Source organism: Spirosoma pulveris (assembly GCF_054781875.1).
The window spans coordinates 194340-214440 of record NZ_BAAGTO010000003.1 but is presented as its reverse complement, the minus strand read 5'-3'; the positions used below and the strand labels follow the sequence as shown (position 1 = coordinate 214440).

14 protein-coding genes are annotated in these 20101 nt (G+C 50.9%); 9 read left to right on the top strand and 5 right to left on the bottom strand.

Translation table 11 applies throughout. From position 1 onward, the window contains the following. Nucleotides 1-7: 7 nt before the first annotated feature. The 3 genes from ACYVJM_RS13670 to ACYVJM_RS13660 all read left to right on the top strand — a co-directional run bounded on the left by ACYVJM_RS13670 (nt 8) and on the right by ACYVJM_RS13660 (nt 5932). A complete protein-coding gene (locus tag ACYVJM_RS13670; RefSeq protein WP_461148800.1) occupies nt 8-1111 on the top strand; it encodes an efflux RND transporter periplasmic adaptor subunit in 1104 nt (367 codons plus the stop codon). A gap of 20 nt (nt 1112-1131) precedes the next feature. Beyond that, nucleotides 1132-4281 carry an efflux RND transporter permease subunit gene (locus ACYVJM_RS13665; protein ID WP_461148799.1) on the top strand — a complete coding sequence of 1050 codons (3150 nt, stop codon included), beginning with the start codon at nt 1132-1134 and terminating at the stop codon, nt 4279-4281. A gap of 193 nt (nt 4282-4474) precedes the next feature. Beyond that, on the top strand, nt 4475-5932 hold the full coding sequence (locus ACYVJM_RS13660; protein ID WP_461148798.1) for a hypothetical protein: 1458 nt from the start codon (nt 4475-4477) through the stop codon (nt 5930-5932). A gap of 105 nt (nt 5933-6037) precedes the next feature. Here the strand turns inward: ACYVJM_RS13660 and ACYVJM_RS13655 are convergent, their stop codons facing one another. The 3 genes from ACYVJM_RS13655 to mdh all read right to left on the bottom strand — a co-directional run bounded on the left by ACYVJM_RS13655 (nt 6038) and on the right by mdh (nt 8844). Then, on the bottom strand, nt 6038-6697 hold the full coding sequence (locus tag ACYVJM_RS13655) for a hypothetical protein (protein ID WP_461148797.1): 660 nt from the start codon (nt 6695-6697) through the stop codon (nt 6038-6040). A gap of 214 nt (nt 6698-6911) precedes the next feature. Beyond that, nucleotides 6912-7751 (bottom strand): hypothetical protein, encoded by an 840-nt coding sequence (locus tag ACYVJM_RS13650; protein ID WP_461148796.1) that lies wholly within the window; start codon nt 7749-7751, stop codon nt 6912-6914. 151 nt (nt 7752-7902) lie between these two features. Continuing rightward, nucleotides 7903-8844, bottom strand: a complete 942-nt coding sequence (gene mdh, locus ACYVJM_RS13645; protein ID WP_461148795.1) for a malate dehydrogenase — start codon at nt 8842-8844, stop codon at nt 7903-7905. Nucleotides 8845-9036: 192 nt separating this feature from the next. On the opposite strand from mdh, the gene ACYVJM_RS13640 reads away from it, so the two are divergent. The 5 genes from ACYVJM_RS13640 to ruvA all read left to right on the top strand — a co-directional run bounded on the left by ACYVJM_RS13640 (nt 9037) and on the right by ruvA (nt 13811). Then, nucleotides 9037-9498: a YkvA family protein gene (locus ACYVJM_RS13640; protein WP_297371545.1), complete on the top strand. Its 462-nt coding sequence runs from the start codon at nt 9037-9039 to the stop codon at nt 9496-9498. A 214-nt stretch (nt 9499-9712) separates the two neighbouring features. Then, the gene (locus tag ACYVJM_RS13635) at nt 9713-9916 is read left to right on the top strand and encodes a Sec-independent protein translocase subunit TatA/TatB (RefSeq protein WP_012928982.1); all 204 of its coding nucleotides are present in this window, start codon (nt 9713-9715) and stop codon (nt 9914-9916) included. Nucleotides 9917-10014: 98 nt separating this feature from the next. Next, nucleotides 10015-11463, top strand: coding sequence for an Asp-tRNA(Asn)/Glu-tRNA(Gln) amidotransferase subunit GatA (gene gatA / locus ACYVJM_RS13630; protein WP_461148794.1), 1449 nt, complete (start codon nt 10015-10017; stop codon nt 11461-11463). Between the two features lie 74 nt (nt 11464-11537). Next, nucleotides 11538-13103, top strand: a complete 1566-nt coding sequence (locus ACYVJM_RS13625; protein ID WP_461148793.1) for a lytic transglycosylase domain-containing protein — start codon at nt 11538-11540, stop codon at nt 13101-13103. A gap of 111 nt (nt 13104-13214) precedes the next feature. After that, on the top strand, nt 13215-13811 hold the full coding sequence (gene ruvA, locus ACYVJM_RS13620) for a Holliday junction branch migration protein RuvA (protein ID WP_461148792.1): 597 nt from the start codon (nt 13215-13217) through the stop codon (nt 13809-13811). Between the two features lie 111 nt (nt 13812-13922). Here the strand turns inward: ruvA and ACYVJM_RS13615 are convergent, their stop codons facing one another. Further along, entirely contained in the window at nt 13923-14243 is a 321-nt protein-coding gene (locus tag ACYVJM_RS13615) for a hypothetical protein (protein WP_461148791.1), read from the bottom strand. Between the two features lie 231 nt (nt 14244-14474). After that, entirely contained in the window at nt 14475-16697 is a 2223-nt protein-coding gene (locus ACYVJM_RS13610; protein ID WP_461148790.1) for a S9 family peptidase, read from the bottom strand. A 205-nt stretch (nt 16698-16902) separates the two neighbouring features. Between ACYVJM_RS13610 and ACYVJM_RS13605 the strand changes: the two genes are divergently transcribed. Beyond that, nucleotides 16903-20043: a SusC/RagA family TonB-linked outer membrane protein gene (locus ACYVJM_RS13605; protein WP_461149223.1), complete on the top strand. Its 3141-nt coding sequence runs from the start codon at nt 16903-16905 to the stop codon at nt 20041-20043. Nucleotides 20044-20101: the final 58 nt, after the last annotated feature.

Genomic DNA, 20101 nt, shown 5'->3' with positions numbered 1-20101 from the left:
AGTTACCATGAAACGACTATTAATTATTGGAGCGGTAGCTGCCCTGATTGCGCTGATTGCTTTCCGATTGATCAACAACAAAAAAGATATTGAAGCGGCCAAAACGTCGTCCGTCCAGTTTCAGACAACGCCCGTTGTCGATGTGACGCCCGTTTCCTTTGAGCGCCTGGACCAGAGCCTGTCGCTATTAGGAACCGTAGCCGCACAGAACGAAGGCGATATCATTGCCGAGACACGGGGGAAACTCCAGAACTTTAAGCTGGTGCTGGGTACCTATGTCAAAAAAGGCCAGCAGGTAGGTTATGTGCAGGACGACGTTCAGGGCATTGTGGTCCAGAACAATCAAACGGCCGTAGAAAATGCCAAACGCGAAATGGAACGCTATGAGCGTTTGCTTAAGGGCGGAGCCGTCACCCAGGAAACCTACCAGAAGTACAAAGACCAGTACGCCACAGCCTTGCTGAACGAAAAACAGCAGCAACGGGTATTGGGCAACGGTGCGGTGGTGGCCCCCATCAGCGGCTACGTGTATGACAAGAAAGTAGAGAATGGCGAATATGTTGCCGTGGGTGCGGTACTGGCATCGGTCATCAACCTTCAGGACCTGAAGCTGGTTGTCAATGTGCCGGAGCAGGCCGTTTACCAACTTAAACTGGGCGACAAAGCCCGCATTACGGCTCAGGCATTTCCGGGCGTGACCTTCTCCGGAACGGTGCATTACATCAGCCCGAAAGGCGATGCGCTGCACAACTACCCGGTTGAACTGTACCTGACGAATAATAGCAAAAACCAGCTTAAAGCGGGTACACTCGCCAACGCCAGTTTCACTTTCAAACAGGGCATTGCCGGTTTATTCATTCCACGCCGGGCGCTGGTTGGCGGTGCCGATAGTGCCAGTGTGTATGTGGTGCAGAATAACGTAGCCCGCTTGCGTAAAATCCGGCTTGGCTACGATAACGGCGATCAGTATCAGGTGCTGGAAGGGCTGAAGCAGGGTGAACCCGTGGTGATCAATGGCCAGCTGAATTTGAGTAACGGTGCTAAAGTAACGGTCAGCTCTGGGGCTGCCGGGGCGAGTAAATCAGACACATCCGTAGCGGTCAATCCGTAAACCCTAAAACGAACTAGTACATGTCAGTAACTGAAATAGCCATCAAACGCCCAACGCTGGTTGTCGTGGCTTTTACGGTCCTGGGTCTGTTGGGCATTATATCCTATAAAAGCCTCAACTACACCCTTCTGCCTAAATTCGACGCGGCCGTTGTAACCGTCATTACGACCTATCCCGGTGCAGCTGCCGGTGAAGTAGAGAACTCGGTAACTCGTAAACTCGAAGATGCGGTATCGTCGCTGGAAAACCTGAAAAACATAAGCTCAACCAGTCAGGAAGGACTTTCTGTTATTCAGATTGAGTTGAGCGCCAGTGCCGACCCCAACCAGGCCTTACAGGATGCCCAGCGAAAAGTCAACGCCGTGTTGTCGCAGCTACCCGATGAAGTAGAGTCGCCAACGCTACAAAAATTCTCGACGGACGACGTTCCCGTTATTCGGATGGGGGTGCGGGCCAATCTGGAAGCGACCAAGCTCTATGACCTGGTCGATGACCAGATTCGAACCCAGCTAACGAAGGTCGACGGCGTTGGTCAGGTGACCTTAACGGGTGGCCGCGAGCGCGAAATCCGGATCAGTGTCGACCCCAACAAGCTGAAACTGTATAACCTTTCGCTGGCTCAGGTAACGCAGGCGGTCAACTCGGCCAACCTCGATTACCCAACCGGCCGCATCGAAACCGATCAGGCACAGTACGCCATTCGCCTGGCCGGTAAGTTTACAGACATCAACCAGATCCGAAATGCGGCTCTTCTGACCTCGACGAACGGTACGCAGGTAACCTTGCAGGACGTAGCCACGGTGATTGACGGGGTTTCGGATGCCACAACGATTAACCGCATCAACGGGCGCGAATCCATCGGTATTTCCATTCAGAAACAAACCGACGCCAACGCGGTGGCCATTAGCCAGCAGGTACGGGGTATTCTGGGTAGCATCGAGAAAAAGTACGCTAACATCGGTCTGAAGTTCGAAGTTACCAGCGACTCCTCTACCTACACCCTCGCATCGGCCGACGGGGTTATTTTCGACCTTGAGTTTGCCGTTGTGCTGGTAGCGCTGGTGATGCTGCTGTTCCTCCACAGTATCCGGAACGCGTTCATTGTGATGGTATCGGTACCGGCGTCGATTATTTCGGTATTCGTGCCGATGTATCTGCTGGGCTTTACGCTCAATCTGATGACGCTGATGGCGCTGTCGCTGGTGGTTGGTATTCTGGTCGATGACTCCATTGTGGTGTTAGAAAACATCTACCGCCACCTCGAAATGGGCAAAGACCGGCGTACGGCCTCCCTCGACGGACGGAATGAAATTGGCTTTACGGCCCTCGCCATTACGATGGTTGACGTGGTGGTGTTTCTGCCGCTCGTTTTCGTACAGGGACTGATCGCGAACATCATCCGAGAATTTTCGCTTGTCGTCGTTTTCTCCACGCTGATGTCGCTGGTCGTGTCGTTCACCATTACGCCCCTGCTGGCTTCACGATTCGCTAAAGAAACCGACCTCAGCGGTCGTAGTCCCGGCAAGCGGTTCCTGGCCTGGTTCGAGCGGCAGTTTGACTCACTCAAGCACGGCTACGCCCGGCTGTTAGTCTGGGGCCTGGGTCATAAGCGCTGGGTGTATCTTACGGCTATTACCCTGCTGATTGGCTCGTTCGGTCTTGTAGGCGGTGGTTTTATTGGAACCACCTTCTTCCCGCAAAGTGACCAGGGCGAATTTATTGTCCAAATCGAGGGCGAACCGTTTAACAGTCTGGCCGAAACCAACCGCATCTGTCAGGTTATCGAGAAGCAGTTGATGCAGAACAAACTGGTCACCAAAGTCAATAGCAACGTTGGGTATTCCAGTTCGGCTTCGGGCGGTGGTCTTGGCTCAACACCCTACCACAAGGCTGAGATTACGGTTACTATCGTGCCGAAAGGCGAGCGAAAAATTTCTATTGAGCAATTTGCGGCTCAGACGAAAGCCGAGATCATGAAAACGCCCGGCCTGAACGTAAAATCGGCGCCAGTGGGCATTACGGGTGGGGCCAACGCAGCCCCCATTCAGATTCTGTTGTTAGGAAACTCCCAGCAAGATCTACAACAGGCAGCCGCCGTTGTGAAGCAGGTGGTGAAATCGGTGAGTGGTACAACCGACGTTGAGCTTGCCGTCGATGACCCAAAGCCCGAACTTAAAGTGAATCTGGACCGTCGCCAAATGGCGCAGTACGGTGTTTCGGTAGCCAATGTGGGCGCTACGCTCCAAACGGCTTTCTCGGGAAATACAGACAGTAAATACCGGGTTGGCAGCCGCGATTACGACATACGGGTCGAGCTCAACAAGTTCAACCGCCAGAGCAAAGATGATGTCGGAAATCTGACCGTGCCGGATGCCCAGGGCAAATTGATCGAAATCCGACAGATCGCTGACCTGCAATTGGGTACGGGTGCTACGCAGTTGACACGCTACAACCGGGTAGGTTCGTTGTTTGTCAATGCCAACGTGGTTGGCCGCCCGACGGGTACCGTGGGTACCGAAATCGACAATATCCTTAAGACCAAGCAACTGCCGGGTGGCGTAACCTACCAGCTGAAGGGCGATCTGGAGCGGCAGTCGGATGCGTTCAGCAGTCTGGGTATTGCGCTGGGTCTGGCGATCACGTTCGTGTATCTGCTGATGGTTGCGTTGTACAACTCGTACTTCCGGCCGTTCGTTGTCCTGTTCTCCATTCCAATGGCCATCATCGGGGCCTTCCTCGCCCTGGCGCTGGCCGAGCAGGCGATCTCGTTCTTCGTTATGCTGGGGATGATCATGCTGATTGGCTTGGTGGCCAAGAACGCCATCCTGCTGGTCGACTTTGCCAACGCCCAGAAAGAAGAAGGCAAAAGCACCGTCGATGCCCTCGTCGAAGCAGGCCGCGAACGGATACGCCCTATTTTGATGACAACCATCGCCATGGCGATTGGCCTGTTACCCATGGCGCTGGCTACGGGCGACGGTTCAGAATCGAAGAACGGCCTGGCTTGGGTAATCATCGGTGGTCTGATCAGTTCGCTGTTGCTGACGCTCGTGCTGGTGCCAACGGTGTATCTGACATTCGAGAATGCATTCAACGGGATGCGCCGATTGTATGGCCGAATAACGGGTAAAAAAGACAAGCCCGTACCCGCCAAACATGCTGAAGTGTAATGTAAATATTGAACTGGAAGAGCCGCCTGTGCTAGAAGCAGGCGGCTTTTTTTGGCTCTTTTCTAATGGTTTTTATGCAGATTAGCTACCTCCGTCCTAAGTTTAATTACAATTTAACTGCTACGCGCCTTCTGTTCCGGGTAACGGCAATAGCTTTGTTTATCACCCTAGTTACCGCTATATGAATACATCTATGAAACCTGTTTTGGTAAGTGCGTTGCTGTTGTCGAGTCCGTTGGCTTTTGCCCAGCAGCCCACCACCCTGCCCGCCGACACGACGAAGAAGCCAGCAACATCGATCGTCATCTCCGACAAAGCCAATCAGGCACCCGGTTTAAAACCGGTAGCGGAAAAAAACGAATTGAAATACAACCTGAACGAATCGGGTACCCATTTCTTTAAAGCGACGTTTTTAAACCAGACCTGGCTTCAGTTCAACCAAAGCAACCCCGGCTCAACGGTGGTTGGCGAACCTAAAGACAACACCCTCTCTATTGGCCTTCGTCGAACCCGGATGCAATTATTCGGGCAGATCAGCGACCACGTCTTTCTGTACCTTCAGTTTGGAATGAATAATTTCAACTACCTGAATGGTGGCTTTAACCAGACAGGCTCATCGAACCGAAAAATTCAGGCTTTCTTCCACGATGCCGTGAGTGAATACGTAGTCTGGAAAAATAAAGATTACCTGAAAATTGGGGGCGGACTAACGATTGTCAATGGCTTATCGCGGTTTTCCTCCCCCAGCGTCAGCAGCATCATGACTATGGACGTACCCGTATTCGCGCAGGCTACCGTCGACCAGACGGATGAGTTTTCGCGGAAGCTAAGCCTTTACGCCCGTGGTCAGGTTGGTCATCTCGACTACCGGGTTGTCATGAGCGATCCGTTTCCGATTCAGACAAACGGTGCAGCCCTGCCAACCTACGGCGCCAATTCTATCTTTGCGCTGAAAGGGCATAATAAGCAATTCCAGGGCCTGTTCATGTGGCAGTTTCTTGACAAGGAAGCGAATCAGGTTCCGGGCTATGTTACGGGCACTTACCTGGGTGCCCGGCGCATACTTAACCTTGAGGCCGGTTTCATCACGCAGAAAAAAGTAATGGTTCATCTGGCAGCACCGGGCGATACGGTTTACGAGAACATGAATTTATGGTCGGTAGCCGCGTACATGGATATGCCGCTGAACAAAGCGAAAGGAACGGCCGTCAATGCGTACCTTGGCTATTTCCATACCGATTACGGTAACAATTACCTGCGTTTCAACGGGGCACTTAACCCCGCCAGCGACGTTGCAGCCGCCCAGCGCCCCGGTGGCTTAGGCAACACCCAGGGCAACACCTTTCCAATGTTCGGTACGGGTAGTGTGGTATATGGCCAATTCGGCTATCTGATGAAACGTGATCTATTTGGCGCGGGCAACGGCACGCTGATGCCCTATGTACAAGCTCAGCTAGCCAGTTACCAGCGCGTTACCAATACGCTCGGCGTGTATAACATCGGCCTGAACTACCTGATCAAAGGTCATAACGGCAAGTTCACCCTCGATTACCAGAACCGGCCTTACTACGAACCCTCTTCGTCAACGTCGCCAATCTCGGCAGGTGGTCGACGGGGGCAATTGACATTGCAATACCAGGTTTTTATTTGATTGGTTATTGAGTTATTAGTCTGCCGTCTTTATGACGGCAAGACCTAGCACAACGATCCCCCGCTGGTGTTCCGGCGGGGGATCGTTGTGTCATCGGCGATCAAGCTAGTTCTTAAAATCCTTATCATAAGGCAACTGCCGGGATGCCTTTCGCATGATGGTTGTAATAATGGTGCCGGTATTGCTACCAAACCCACGCGAAAGCGTTTTGTCGTATTTCCAGAGCAGTTCACCTGTTTTTCCATCGTTAATACTGATGGTTGTTTTACCCGTATTTGTTGGTCCGCCATAACCAATGGTAAGCGCCATGGCCACAGCGGCTCCGTTTGACATGGGCTGGGTGCTCTCGAACGTGCCCGAAACGATGGCATCAACGCTCAGCATCCTGGCTAACTCTTCAGCCGTAAATCCCGACAAGGTTTCGTAAGTAACGGCATTTCGCTCCAGTAAAGCGTTGGTTCGTGCCGGGTCCTGCACATCAATGTTGAGGTCGTTACTTTCTTTTCGCTTTAAGAAGTAGGAATGAACCGCGCTTTGTACGCCTAACCCTTCCCGCTTTTCAAGTGCAGCAACACCCGCTGGTCCTCCGTTTTTTTCGACCTCTTTAGGTCGCAGCTGAAGCGTCGTTTTGAAAGGCAGAATAGCCAGCACTTTGTGATCTTTTGCCAGCGTACTGAAATTTGAACTGGTATAAATTTCGCGGGTTTGGGCCATGCTGACCACAATGGTCCCCAGAATTAAGAAAGTTGTGATAACGTATTTCATAAGAATAAATGATTGAACAGGTGCATAGTTAGACCCTATTCAATCAGCCACCCATTGATACTCTCATGAAGAGCCATTTTCCTGTATTGAATTGCCAAAAAACAAAAACCGATCGTTCTGACCGGTTTTTGTTTTTTGGCAGGAAAGGCAGGCTATCGACTAGATGCCGATGTTCAGCGTGCTCAGCACGCCATTCATATTCCAAAACTCGGTATCAGCTTTTGAATGGTACAATAAAGTTCATTATTCTATTTTTGTCTTCGGCAAGCAACGTGAACGTGCTATCATTAAACCGAACAACTCGAAACGCAATACTTTCAAAATTTCGAATTTTAGCTTCAACAAAGAGTTGACTCCCTTCCTCGTAAACACGTGATATCCGGATTTCGGTCTTGATATACTCGAAAGAATACTCCGCTTTATAAATAGCCATTCCCTTAAGCAAAACGATCTGCTTATCAGACACAAGAAAGTCAACACCTGATAATCTATCCATTAACTCCTGCTTTTTTAGAAGATTATTGGAATAGGCGACGCCACTATATATGGTTTCAGCAGCTTTTGCAGACTGGAAGTAGCCGCCATAATGGTTACCTTCTGTTTTCTGATAAGCCATGTAAACTAAGTTAGCTCCACGCATGACAGCTTCCATTTTCAGTTTATTCAATGCACGTTCTTTTACTCGATCAACATTTGAATAAGCAGTACCACCACGAGAGGAGGAGCTAACTTCACCTATCTTGTAAAGTCCTTTCAGTTCACTCTCAACCTGTGTAATAGTCACTTTACTGTAATCTTCGATACCGGTAATTTCTATTAAGGGTGACGATTCAGAAAAAACCTGCGTTCGTCCGGAGCGGAAGACCACTTTTTGTATTGTATTTTTATAAAGAGAATTTACTATTGTCTCGTTAGGATAAGTGAATTGAATTGCATCTGGGGTGACCTCTTTAATAGAACAGGCAATCTTCTCTTTATTTGTGTAGATAGTGTCGATTTGGCCTTTTGCAAGACTAGCATAAAGACTAATGTAAATCAGTAATAAGTACCGCATGTTAAAACGTTTAAGTGTGTGGCTATAATTAATCCTAGCAGTAAAGAAGGCTAATAACGCGTAATAAGCAATACAGATGACCTCACTTGTCATAAAAAAGCGCTTTGCATAAGTTTATGCAAAGCGCTTTTTTATGATAGGTATCTATCGACTAGATACCAATATTCAGCGTGCTCAGTACGCCATTCATATTCCGAACGGCATCGGCCGATTTGTTGAAGGCAGCCTGCTCTTCGTCGGTCAATTTGTAATCAATGATTTCTTCCCAGCCATTGCGGCCCAATACGACGGGAACACCCAGACAAATATCCGACTGCCCGTATTCGCCTTCCAGCAATACGCAGGAGGGGATGATCCGCTTCTGGTCGCGCACGATAGCTTCTACCATATAGGCACCAGCCGCACCCGGTGCGTACCAAGCCGATGTACCGATCAGGCCGGTCAGCGTGGCACCACCTACCATCGTGTCGGCAGCTACTTTCTTCAGGGTATCTTCGTCCAGGAACTGGCTTACCGGCACACCGGCTTTCGTGGCCAGACGCGTCAGCGGAATCATGGTCGTGTCGCCGTGACCACCGATAACCGATGCCTGTAAATCGTTGGGCGAGCACTCCATTGCCAGCGACAGGTAGGTTTTGAAACGAGCCGAATCCAGCGCACCACCCAAACCAATAACCCGATTCTTTGGCAAACCTGATGCTTTCAGCGCCAGATACGTCATCGTATCCATTGGGTTAGAAATGATAATGAAAATGGCATCGGGCGAGTATTTCAGAATGTTCTCGGTAACGCCTTTTACAATACCTGCGTTGATACCGATCAGATCTTCGCGGGTCATGCCCGGCTTACGGGGTAAACCCGAGGTGATCACAACAACATCAGAACCGGCCGTTTTCTCATAATCATTGGTAGAACCCGTCAGCTTTACATCGCAGTCGAGCAAGGTTGACGCCTGAAGCATATCCAGCGACTTACCTTCGCTGATACCTTCTTTAATATCTAATAAAACGACTTCATGGGCGAGTTCCCGGCGGGCGATGTTATCGGCGCAGGTGGCTCCAACGGCCCCGGCGCCTACTACGGTAACTTTCATACAGTATTCGGAATTAAAGGGTTAACAAACGTCCGCAAAAGTACGTCTCACCATCAAGACAAACCACAATGCACCAATTAAAACTTATAGTCGGTTCCAACGTTTATTAATTATTCAGTGAATTATTTTTGTTAAACATTCACTATAATTTGCGTTGCCGGTTCGCTATCGGCACGAACCACACGAATAACAATGGCAAACAAAAGTCTTATTTCGCGGATTTTAACCTCTATTTTCTTTAAACGAGCCAATGTTGGCGCTGTTCGCTATGCGCGTAACTCCCGGAGTCTTTACCAGTTAATCCGGGATGCACTGAACAAGAGTGGTGGCTTGTCGGGCAGTAACATAGCCGTCTTCCGTGAGCAACTGGGCATTGTAACACGGCTCCTGAAAGCCTATGCCTCGGGTGAGTATCGCCAGTTACCCTGGAAGACCCTCATCCGTGTCATTGCGGTACTTATTTATTTTGTGTCGCCCATTGACATCCTGCCCGACTTTCTGCCCATTGTAGGGTTAACGGACGATATAGCCTTGATGCTGTGGCTGTTCAGTGGCATAAAAGATGATATTGAGAAGTTCCGACAGTGGGAACAAACGACGGCCGCTACGGGTGAAATGACAACCCAACCGGTCAAAACTATTAAGATTGGGTGAGTAAAACAGGGCAACTTTTCCGTTTAAGGTTTACAACAGCGTTGTTCTCGTCTGCTACCGGAAACATTATTCAGGCAAAAATTCGGTAATCGGATGCAACTTTAAACAGCAGTCACAAAACCAAACGGATGATTGCTGCGTAAGTTTCACTGAGTTTTAATAGATTGTACGAGAGAGTTTTGTTAATTTTGCATACATTCAAATCCCAGGTAACATGATTTCGGCAAACATTTTGGCATTTATGGGTTTGGGCGGTCAGGAAATGATTTTTATCTTCCTGGCGTTGCTCCTGTTGTTTGGCGCTAAAAAGATTCCCGAACTCGCACGGGGACTTGGTAAAGGCATCAAAGAATTCAAAGACGCTACCAAAGACGTTCGCGAAAATATCGAAGAAGGTCTGAAAGAGTCGGAGAAATAATCCGCTTCATTTATAGACAGACAATTGAGCTGCCCCAAACAGGAGCCGCTCAATTGTCTGTTTCTGCTTTATAGGGTTTTCAAGTCATATCCTCTATTTTGACACTATACCGTAACTTCTCCACCGTTCAGGCCGACCTTCGTAACGGCTCCCTTACCTGCCAGCAATTGGTAGAGCAGTACCTCGTCCGCATCGACGAGACTAGTCATCTCAACGTATTCACCGAAGTATATGCCAGCGAAGCCCGTCAACAGGCCGAAGCTGTCGACCAGAAACTAGCCGCCGGAACAGCCGGTCGGTTAGCCGGTATGGTCATTGGCATAAAAGATGTTTTGAGTTATACCGGCCATGGCGTTCGGGCGGGCAGTAAAATTCTGGAAAATTTCACGGCTCAATTTACAGCCACGGCCGTTCAGCGCCTGCTCGATGAAGACGTTATTATCATTGGTCGCCAAAACTGCGATGAGTTCGCTATGGGCTCATCGAATGAAAACTCCTCGTTTGGTCCGGTTCTTAATGCCGCCGACACCAGTCGGGTACCGGGTGGGTCGAGTGGCGGGTCGGCCGTAGCGGTGCAGGCGGGACTTTGTCTGGCCAGCATTGGTTCCGACACGGGCGGCTCGGTTCGTCAGCCAGCCGCATTTTGTGGGGTTGTAGGCCTCAAACCAACCTACGGCCGCATCAGCCGGTGGGGTCTGATTGCCTATGCCTCTTCTTTCGATTGCATCGGCCCGATTGCCAACACCGTTGACGATGCGGCTCTTTTGCTCGAAATCATGGCCGGTCCCGATGCGTTCGACAGTACTGTTTCGAGCCAGCCCGTTTCGGCTTATTCACAGGCAACGTTGCCCGATCGGCCGCTCCGTATCGCTTATTTGCGGGATGGGGTCGAAAGTTCGGGCGTCGATGCATCCGTTCGGGCAGCAACCCAGGCAAAGATCGACGCACTCAGAAAGGCCGGTCATACGGTAGACGCCGTTGATATATCGCTTATTAAATACTTGCTGCCAACCTATTATATCTTAACCACGGCCGAAGCTTCCTCCAACCTATCCCGCTTCGACGGCGTACGATACGGCTACAGAAGTCTATCCAACGACACACCAGCTTTGGACCTTTTGTCGTTGTACAAAAAAAGCCGCACGGAAGGGTTCGGCGCTGAGGTCCGTAAACGTATTCTGCTAGGCACGTTTGCGTTAAGTGCCAGCTATTATGATGCCTATTATACCAAAGCGCAACAAGTTCGCCGATTGATTCGTCAGGAAGCCGAACAGCTTTTTGAGCAGTACGACTTTTTATTATCACCAACCACACCAACACCGGCCTTTCGCCTGGGTGAAAAGACCGGAGGAAGCACCAGCGATGACCCATTGCAAATGTACCTCGCCGATATTTTTACGGTGCAGGCCAATGTAGTTGGTTATCCGGCCATATCTATTCCAGCCGGAACGGATGCCAACGGACTGCCCATTGGGGTGCAACTGATGGCTCCACCTTTTGCAGAAGGTGCTCTGGTAGCCCTGGCCAGAAAGATGCAGGATATGTGATGTAGGATATATCAATACATCATACATCCTATATCCTACGTCAACTATAACAAACGTAACTGAACGAAACCTATATGAACTACCTGAACCGTAGCCTGCTGATATTCGGGCTGATGAGTACGGTGCTGGTTGGCCTGACGACAGGAGCCCGCGCTAAAACTCCGATTCAACTGGACAGTACAATCGTCAAGAAAGACACTATTGCGCTTGTGCCAACAGTGCCCGACAGTCTGTTACGTGAGCGACTGGCGAAACTGCAAAAATCCATTCCGCTGAATTACCACAAAGCCGTACAGGCTTATGTGGATTATTTTACGTTCCGCAAAGCCAGTACGACCAAAACGATGCTGGAGCGTATGCCTCTTTTCTTCCCGCTCTATGAGCGCGTGCTCGCCCAGTACGGCCTCCCGGACGAATTCAAATACCTCTCCATTGTCGAGTCGGCGCTGAATCCACGAGCTATCTCGAGAGCGGGTGCCGGTGGACTCTGGCAGATCATGCCCGGTACCGGCCGCGATTTACGGTTGTATCAGGACGATTATGTCGATGAGCGCATGGATCCTGTTAAAGCAACGGAAGCCGCCTGCAAATACCTGCGTGATCTGTACAGCATCTTCGGCGACTGGGAGCTGGCTATGGCCGCCTACAATTGCGGCCCTAATGCAGTCAAACGCGCCATGCGCCGGTCGGGGGGCGATTCATTCTATACAATCTACGATGCCCTGCCCAAAGAAACCCGTGGATATGTGCCGCAGTTTGTGGCGTTCACCTACCTGATGAATTACGCCAATGATCACGGTATTGTGGCCGAAAAGTACGAATACCCCATTCCACATGATACCATTCAGGTGAGTGGCTACTTCAATCTCGAAACCTTTGCCAAACACAGCAGCATGGCGCTGGCCGATCTGCAAAAGATGAATCCGGCCATCACAACAACCATTTTACCGGAGTACACAAACCATTACCCGCTCCGGGTGCCCCGGGAACAGTACGGCTATTTCGCCAGTCGCAGACGCGCTATTCTGGACTCGGCAAGCCGACGTCCGAATGTCATGGATCATATTCTGCTGGCAAGTGCGGAAGACGTTCGATATGGCAGCGATTCAATGGGTGCCTGGAATGAATTAGGCCGAAACCCACTGGCTCGTATCAGTCTAGACGAAACGCAGACTGACCGGGTAGAGGCAAGACTCGCCAATGCCGAATCGGCCGATGAACCGGAAGAAGATATCGAAACAGTCGTACTTCGCAAACCGAAGAAGCAAACGTACACGGTAAGAAAAGGGGACAATCTACTGCAAATTGCCGACCGGTACAACGTCGAGCTTTACGATCTAAAGCGCTGGAACCATCTACGGTCTACCAGCATCCGGCGTGGGCAGAAGCTGGTTATCCTGAAAGAAGTTGCCGAAACCCGCGCGGAACGACTAACCGATCAGGGAACAGCCAAGAGCCGCAAAAAAGCCGAAGTATTGGCGAAGTCGAAGCATTACAAGCCCCGCTACCATCGGGTGCAGAGTGGCGATACGCTCTGGAACATCGTTCAGCGGTACGATCTAACCATCGACCAGCTTAAACGAATGAACCACATTCGAAGCAATTCATTACGTCCCGGCCAGAAACTCATTGTGGGATAAGTACACTCACTCCAATCCAACTAACCCACGACCTTTTACCCAAAAGTCGTGGGTTTTTCGTATCTTTACTCTACGATAACTACCTTAAAAACAAGCTTTTCCAGCTAACGAATGATCGCTTACCTAGACGGAACTCTGTCCTATAAAGAAGCTACCCATGCCATTATCGACGTCCATGGCATCGGCTATTTAGTACATATATCACTCCAGACATACACGGTGCTGCCCGGTGGTGGCGACCGGATCAAACTTTTCATTCATCACCTCTTCCGGGAAGATTCGCAGTCCTTATACGGCTTCGCCAATGCGGATGAGAAAAGCTTATTTCTTGACCTGATCGGTGTGTCAGGCGTTGGCCCGAATACCGCTCTCGGTATGCTGTCGGCCATGCAGCCGGGTGATCTGCGGCTGGCAATTCTGGGCGAAAATGTCCGGGCGGTACAGGCCATTAAAGGCATCGGTGCTAAAACAGCCCAGCGTATTATTCTGGAACTACGCGATAAGATGAAACGGGCGGGCGTGGTACCCGATGGACCATCCTATCGCCAACAACCGGCGGCTAATCCTATCCGGGAAGAATCGCTGGCAGCTTTAGTAGCCCTCGGTTTCCCCAAACTAACTGCCGAAAAGAGTGTAGACGATGCCCTGCGGGCCGACCCAACGCTCAGCGTTGAGGACGTCATTCGGCGGGCATTGCGGCAGCCCTAAACGTCTAGGTATAAGTAACATAAAAAGCGGAGGACGGCATTGCTGCTTTCCTCCGCTTCATTGTGTAAGTGAATGGGTAAATGAGTATTGTACTTTTTAATAAAAAGGGCCTTAGTTTACACCGGCAGCCTGCTTTTGCTTTTCTTTCGCAACGGCTTTCAATTCCTTTGCTTCGCCTTTCATCACTTTCTTCTCAGCCTTCTCCATTTTTCTGTCGGCTTTGGCCATCCGGGTTTTAGGGTCCGAAATACCTTTGACTTCCAGTCCTTTATGAGTACGGGCTTCCATCTTGTATTCTTGCGCTTTAGCCACTTTCTTCTCAGCCTTCATCTCTTTCTTAGCGGCTTTCCCTTCCTGAACGGCCTGGGCATTGGTGGGTTGAGCTATTGCCAGCAGGGCGCAGGCAGCGGCAGCGATGATTAATTTTTTCATAACGTTTACTGTTTGTGTAGTAAGATAACGAACCAAAAAGCAGTTCTGTAATGTCAAACCAGCTCTACACAAATATGTTCATCGGCAGAATATTTAAGTATTTATCCTACAAAAACTATAGAAAATAAGTATAAGTAAATAAGTACTTGACATACAGAACTTAAACGATGAAAGACGACTAATAGAAAAGCCCGGCTATTTATTAACCGGGCTTTTCATTTTAATCCTATCTTAATTCAGAGGGCTCCCTTTCAAATTCGTTTCGAGGTAGGTCGTGTACTGCTGATAGAGCAACAATTGGGTACCCGAACTATAAGCAACCCCGTGCGCACCGGGCGGGTAGATGCGCAGGTCGGCATCCTTACCAGCGTCTTCAAGTGCGTTCATTAGTTGGAACGTATTTCGAACGTGAACGTTTTCGTCCATTGTCGAGTGGGCGATGAACATTTTCCCGGCCAGATTTTTGGCGTAAGACGTCACAGCACTGGCTTTGTACTTTTCTTCATTTTCGGGAATAAGACCCATATACCGCTCTGTATAAATGGAATCGTACAGACGCCAGTCGGTTACGGGGGCGCCCACCAGCGACACTTTAAAGACGCCGGGGTGCGTCAGCATGGTATAGCTGCTCATGTATCCACCGTAACTATGCCCGCGAATGGCCATCCGGTTGCCATCCACCCAGGGCTGTTTGGCCAGATACGCGGCTGCTTCGGCGAAGTCAAGGCTCTCGTATTTACCGAGTTTTTCGTACACTACCTTCTCGAACTCGCGGCCGTAGCCACCGCTGCCCCGGTTGTTGACACCCACCACAATGTAACCCGTTTGAGCCAGCCACTGGTGCCAGCTTGTTGTAGCAAACTCATTGTATACCGACTGTGCTCCCGGTCCACCGTAAATGTCCATCACCACCGGATACTTTTTGTTGGGATCAAAGTCAGCGGGTTTGATAATCGAAATGTCGATCTGCTGCCCGTCGGTGGTGGTAAAATGGGTCAACTCCTTGGGCGAATAGCCATGACTGGCCACGTAGTCCGACACCTTTTTGTTGGTTTCGAGCGCTTTTATCAATTGCCCTTTTACATCCCGCAGTTCGACCTGCGTGGGTGTCGAAATATTGGAATAGCGATCAATGAAGTATTGCCCGTTGGGCGAGAAGTTAACCGCGTGCTTACCCGGTACGGTCGTTAACCGACGCTTGTTCTTACCATCGACGTCGGCGACAAATAACTGCCGCTCCAGGGGTGATGCCTCGGTTGAGGTAAAATAAACTTTCTTTGTTTTGGGATCGATGTGGTGGACATAGCTTACCTCCCATTTGCCGCTGGTTACGGCATTGAGCAGCTTGCCGGTATAATCGTAGCGATACAAATGCGCAAACCCGTCGCGGTCCGATACCCAGTAGAACTCCTGCACACCCGCCGGGAAATATATCAGGTGGTTGATACCGGCAAAGAAATCGAACACATCAACCCAGGTGGTTGACTTTTCTTCCATAATCTGCCGGGCCTCACCCGTCCGGGCGTTTGCCATGAACAGCCGCAGATGGTTCTGCTTCCGGTTCAGGTGCATCAGCGCCAGCTGGCCCTCCTGCGACGTCCAGTAAATGCGGGGGATATAGCCATCCCCTAAGTCGACCTTCATCCACTGTTTTGCTTTATTGGCGATTTCTATGACACCAATGCGAACTGTTGGATTTTTGTCGCCCACGCGCGGGTAGGGCAGTGAATCGAACTTCTCGTCGAAACCTTTATAATCGGTTAGTTTATAGATAGGAACCTCCCGCTCGTCAGACTGCCAGAAGGCGATGAACTTGCTATCCGGCGACCAGTCCCAGGCCTGCGCCAGGCCAAACTCTTCTTCGTAGGCCCAACCGAAGCGTCCGTTGTAGAAAGCGGGTTTGGCGTCGTCGGTAAGCTGGGCTTCCTTTTGGGTGGCAAAATCGAACACAAACAGGTTACCGCCCCGCTCGTAGCCAACTTTGCTGCCATCGGGCGCCAACTCAGCAGTTTGGGCGTCTTTGGCCACAAGCTTCAGGCTCTTGTCGGCCACGGCATACACGTAGTAGTCGGAGATGCCCGACCGCCGGTAAACGGGGCGAAAGTTCGACTGAAAGAGTATGTTCTTGGAGTCTTTCGACCATTGAAACGAACCGTACGTGAAAAGCTTGTCGGTACCGGGAAACTTCAGCTGACTCCCGTCAAATACCACCTCTTCTTTCTGGTCTTTCGGCGAAAGCGTTTTGATAGTGCTCTGCCCGTCAATGAACGAGAACTTGTTACCACCTTCGATCCAGTTGACCGACCTTGGCCCCGACGAGCCATTAAGCTGCCCTCCCGAAAAAATAGCTTGCTGAAGATTGGAATACGGCTGTTTTGCCGATTGGCCAGTTGCCAAATGGGTAAGCAGAACGGCAGCACCAAGCAGCCATCTGGTTAAGTTTCGATTTGTCATGAAGTAATTAGAACTTATCAAAGAGTCAAAGCTACTAAAAATTAGGATTTGATGCTGATGCGACCGCTGCTCCTCAAAAGACATCTTGCGAACTCCTTTTGTGAGTATATTTCGATTTGCAAATCACCAATTTATTCATTTACCAATTTATTCTCCTATGACAAACAGGTACTTTCTTGTTGGCCGACACATGCATTGCTTATGGATGCTGGTGCTAACCTTGCTGCTTTGCACAAATGTGTTTGCGCAGAGCACTCGATACACGCTGAAAGGACGAGTTACCGATCCCGAAAAAATGGGGCTTCCCGGTACCACCGTTGTGCTGGTTGGCACAACGGTAGGTACAACCACCGACGCTGAAGGCAACTACACGCTTCCGGTTACAATCAAACCAGGTCCGGTTACCCTTGCGTTTACATCGATCGGTTATGAAACCCTGCGCCAGAATATTACATTGGGAAATGCCGATGAAGTAACTGTGAACGCACAACTCGTGGCAGCGGCTACAAACCTCGACGAAGTGGTGGTCACGGGCTCTACCCTGTCGGCGCCCAAGCGGGAGTTGGGCAACGCCATCAGCACTATCAAAGCGGCTGATTTAACCCAAAGCGGCTCGGGCAACCTGATCAACTCCTTACAAGGCAAAGTACCGGGCGCCCAAATCACGCAGAACTCCGGCGACCCGGCCGGTGGGATCAGCATTCGCCTGCGGGGGATCAAGTCGCTGGTGGGTTCATCGGACCCGCTGTACGTTGTGGATGGGGTGATCGTGAGCAACGCCAGCACCAACGTTTCGCAGTTGGCACTGGCTAATGATGTGGGCAATGCCAACGTCGGCCAGAACCGTCTGTCAGACATTAACCCGGACGATATTTCGACCATCAACGTCGTGAACGGTGCGGCTGCGGCTGCTCAATACGGTTCACGGGCGGCCAATGGTGTGGTGATCATTACCACCAAGCGGGGCCAGAGTGGCAAGGCGCAGGTCAACTTCACCACGTCGTTCAACATCAACGAACTGCGAAAAGGGGTTCCAGTGAATACCTATGGCAAGCAATTCGGCTTTGCATCGCTTCGGCTGTATCCCATCGGGGTTATTTCGGCGGCTCAAATAGCGGCTAATCCGGGGACGACAACAACCAGTATTTACCGCGACGGAACGAACTCCCTGCTGGCAACTAACCTCGTGGATGTACAGCGGTATAACTATTTCGACCAGATTTTCCGGACGGGCTACGGTACCGACAATAACCTGTCTATTTCGGGCGGACGCGACAACACACAGTATTACGTGTCGTTCGGCTACCTCAAAAATCAGGGTATTATCAAGGATACGGATTTCACCCGGTATAACCTCCGCGCCCGCGTGGACCAGCGACTGGCTAACTGGGCCAAGATTTCGGTGGGTATCAGCTACTCGAATAGCCTTTCCAATGAGAAAGCGAATGGCAACGTATTCTACAGCCCCATCAACTCGGTCAACATTACCAACAACATCTACGACATTACAAAGCGGGACGCTGCCGGGAATTTACAGGCGGTTGAACCAACCCGCGTAAATCCACTCTCGACCATCGAAGACATGAAGTTTTCGCAGTCGGTGAGCCGGACCATCAACAGCCTTCAACTGAATCTGACGCCGTTGAAAGGGCTGACGGTGGATTATATCGTGGGTGTCGATGCCTATTCGCAGTTCGGAAAAAACTACATCCGGCCTTACCCCTATCAGGCGGTTGCCGGGCTGCCAGCGGCCCGCTATCCGGGTGGATTTGCGGCCACGGCGACCAACCAGGTGCTGCAATTCAACAACGACCTGAACGCTCAGTACGAAAACCAGTTCAGCGAGAAGTTTAAACTGAATGCAGCCATCGGCTACAGCTACCAGTATTATCAGGCCGATTACTCGGTCAACAGCGGCCAGAACCTGTCGCCGTTCATCGAAACGGTTAGCGGAGCCAGCAACACAACGTATGTCGTGCGCTACGATCTGGACCGCTTCAGCCTAAGCGGTTTGTTTGCGCAGGCCACGCTCGGCTATAAAAATCTGGCCTTTATCACCGGGGCCGTCCGTCGCGACCAGTCGTCGAAATTCTCGCCAACGCAAACTAACCAGTATTACCCGAAAGTGAGCGGCTCGTTTATTGTCTCGGATCTTGATTTCTGGAAAAACCTGTCGTTTAGTAATGCCTTCAACAGCCTGAAACTCCGGGCCAGTTACGGTGAAGCCGGTAATCTGTCGGGCATTGGTTCGTATGCCCGTTTTTACCAGTTTAGCCCGGTGGGTTTCCTGGGTAAGAACACGGTGGTGCCCGGCACGCAACTGGCCAACCCCGACGTGCAGCCCGAGCGCATGGCGGAACTGGAAGGCGGTATCGATCTGGCATTCCTGAATGGCCGGATTGGTTTAGGTGTTACGGCGTATAATCAGAAAATCAGCAACCTGGTTGTCAACCGGACACTGGCCCCCACCACGGGCGGTACCAGCATCGTGAACAACGTAGGGTCGATGGAGAATAAAGGGTTTGAGATCGTTTTGGACGCAACGCCTATTAAGACCAAAGACCTGAACTGGGATGTGACCTTCATTTATAACCACAACCGGAACAAAGTCCTTGATCTGGGTGGCCTGCCGATCATCAGTCCCGATGCCTCGTCGGCCTCCGGAACGCCGGTCAACCTGATCGTTGGGCAGCCGGTAGGCGTGTTCTACGGTACGGCTTATGCCCGTAACCCGGATGGCTCACTACTGCTGTCGCCCTCGGGTTTCCCGCAGTCGGAGCGGGCCGTAGGACAGGCTAATGGTGCAGTCGACTATGTGCCAGCCCGTAACTCAGACGGCTCGCTGGATGTGACCAAGCCTTTGGCCAACGTGATTATTGGTAACCCGAACCCAAAGTGGACGGGCTCGTTCAGCACCAATCTGTCGTACAAAAAGCTGAACCTGCATGTGTTGCTGGACATGGTTCAGGGATCGGATGTATTCAACGCCGACAAACGGACGCGGCAGGGCGTAGGCCTTGGCGACTATGCCGAACAGGAGCTGCGGGGAACGCTGAAGCGAGGCTATATCTTCGGTATTTACAACACGCAGGAGTTCCGGGTCGATCCGGGTTCGTACACCAAACTGCGCGAAGTATCGCTCAGCTATACGCTGCCAACCCTTATCAAGTCGATCAGCCGGCTAACGGTGTCGGCGGTAGGCCGCAACCTGTATTCGTGGGATAAATACACGGGCTTCGATCCGGAAACCAACGCGGGTGGCAACAACGACCTGCTACGAGGCATCGACTTCGGAAACGTCCCCATTCCACGTACCTACCAGCTTAAACTGTCAGCGACATTCTAATTTAGTTGATTAGTTAGTGAGTGTAGTGAGTAAGTAGCTCTCGTCTTACACGTCGCTG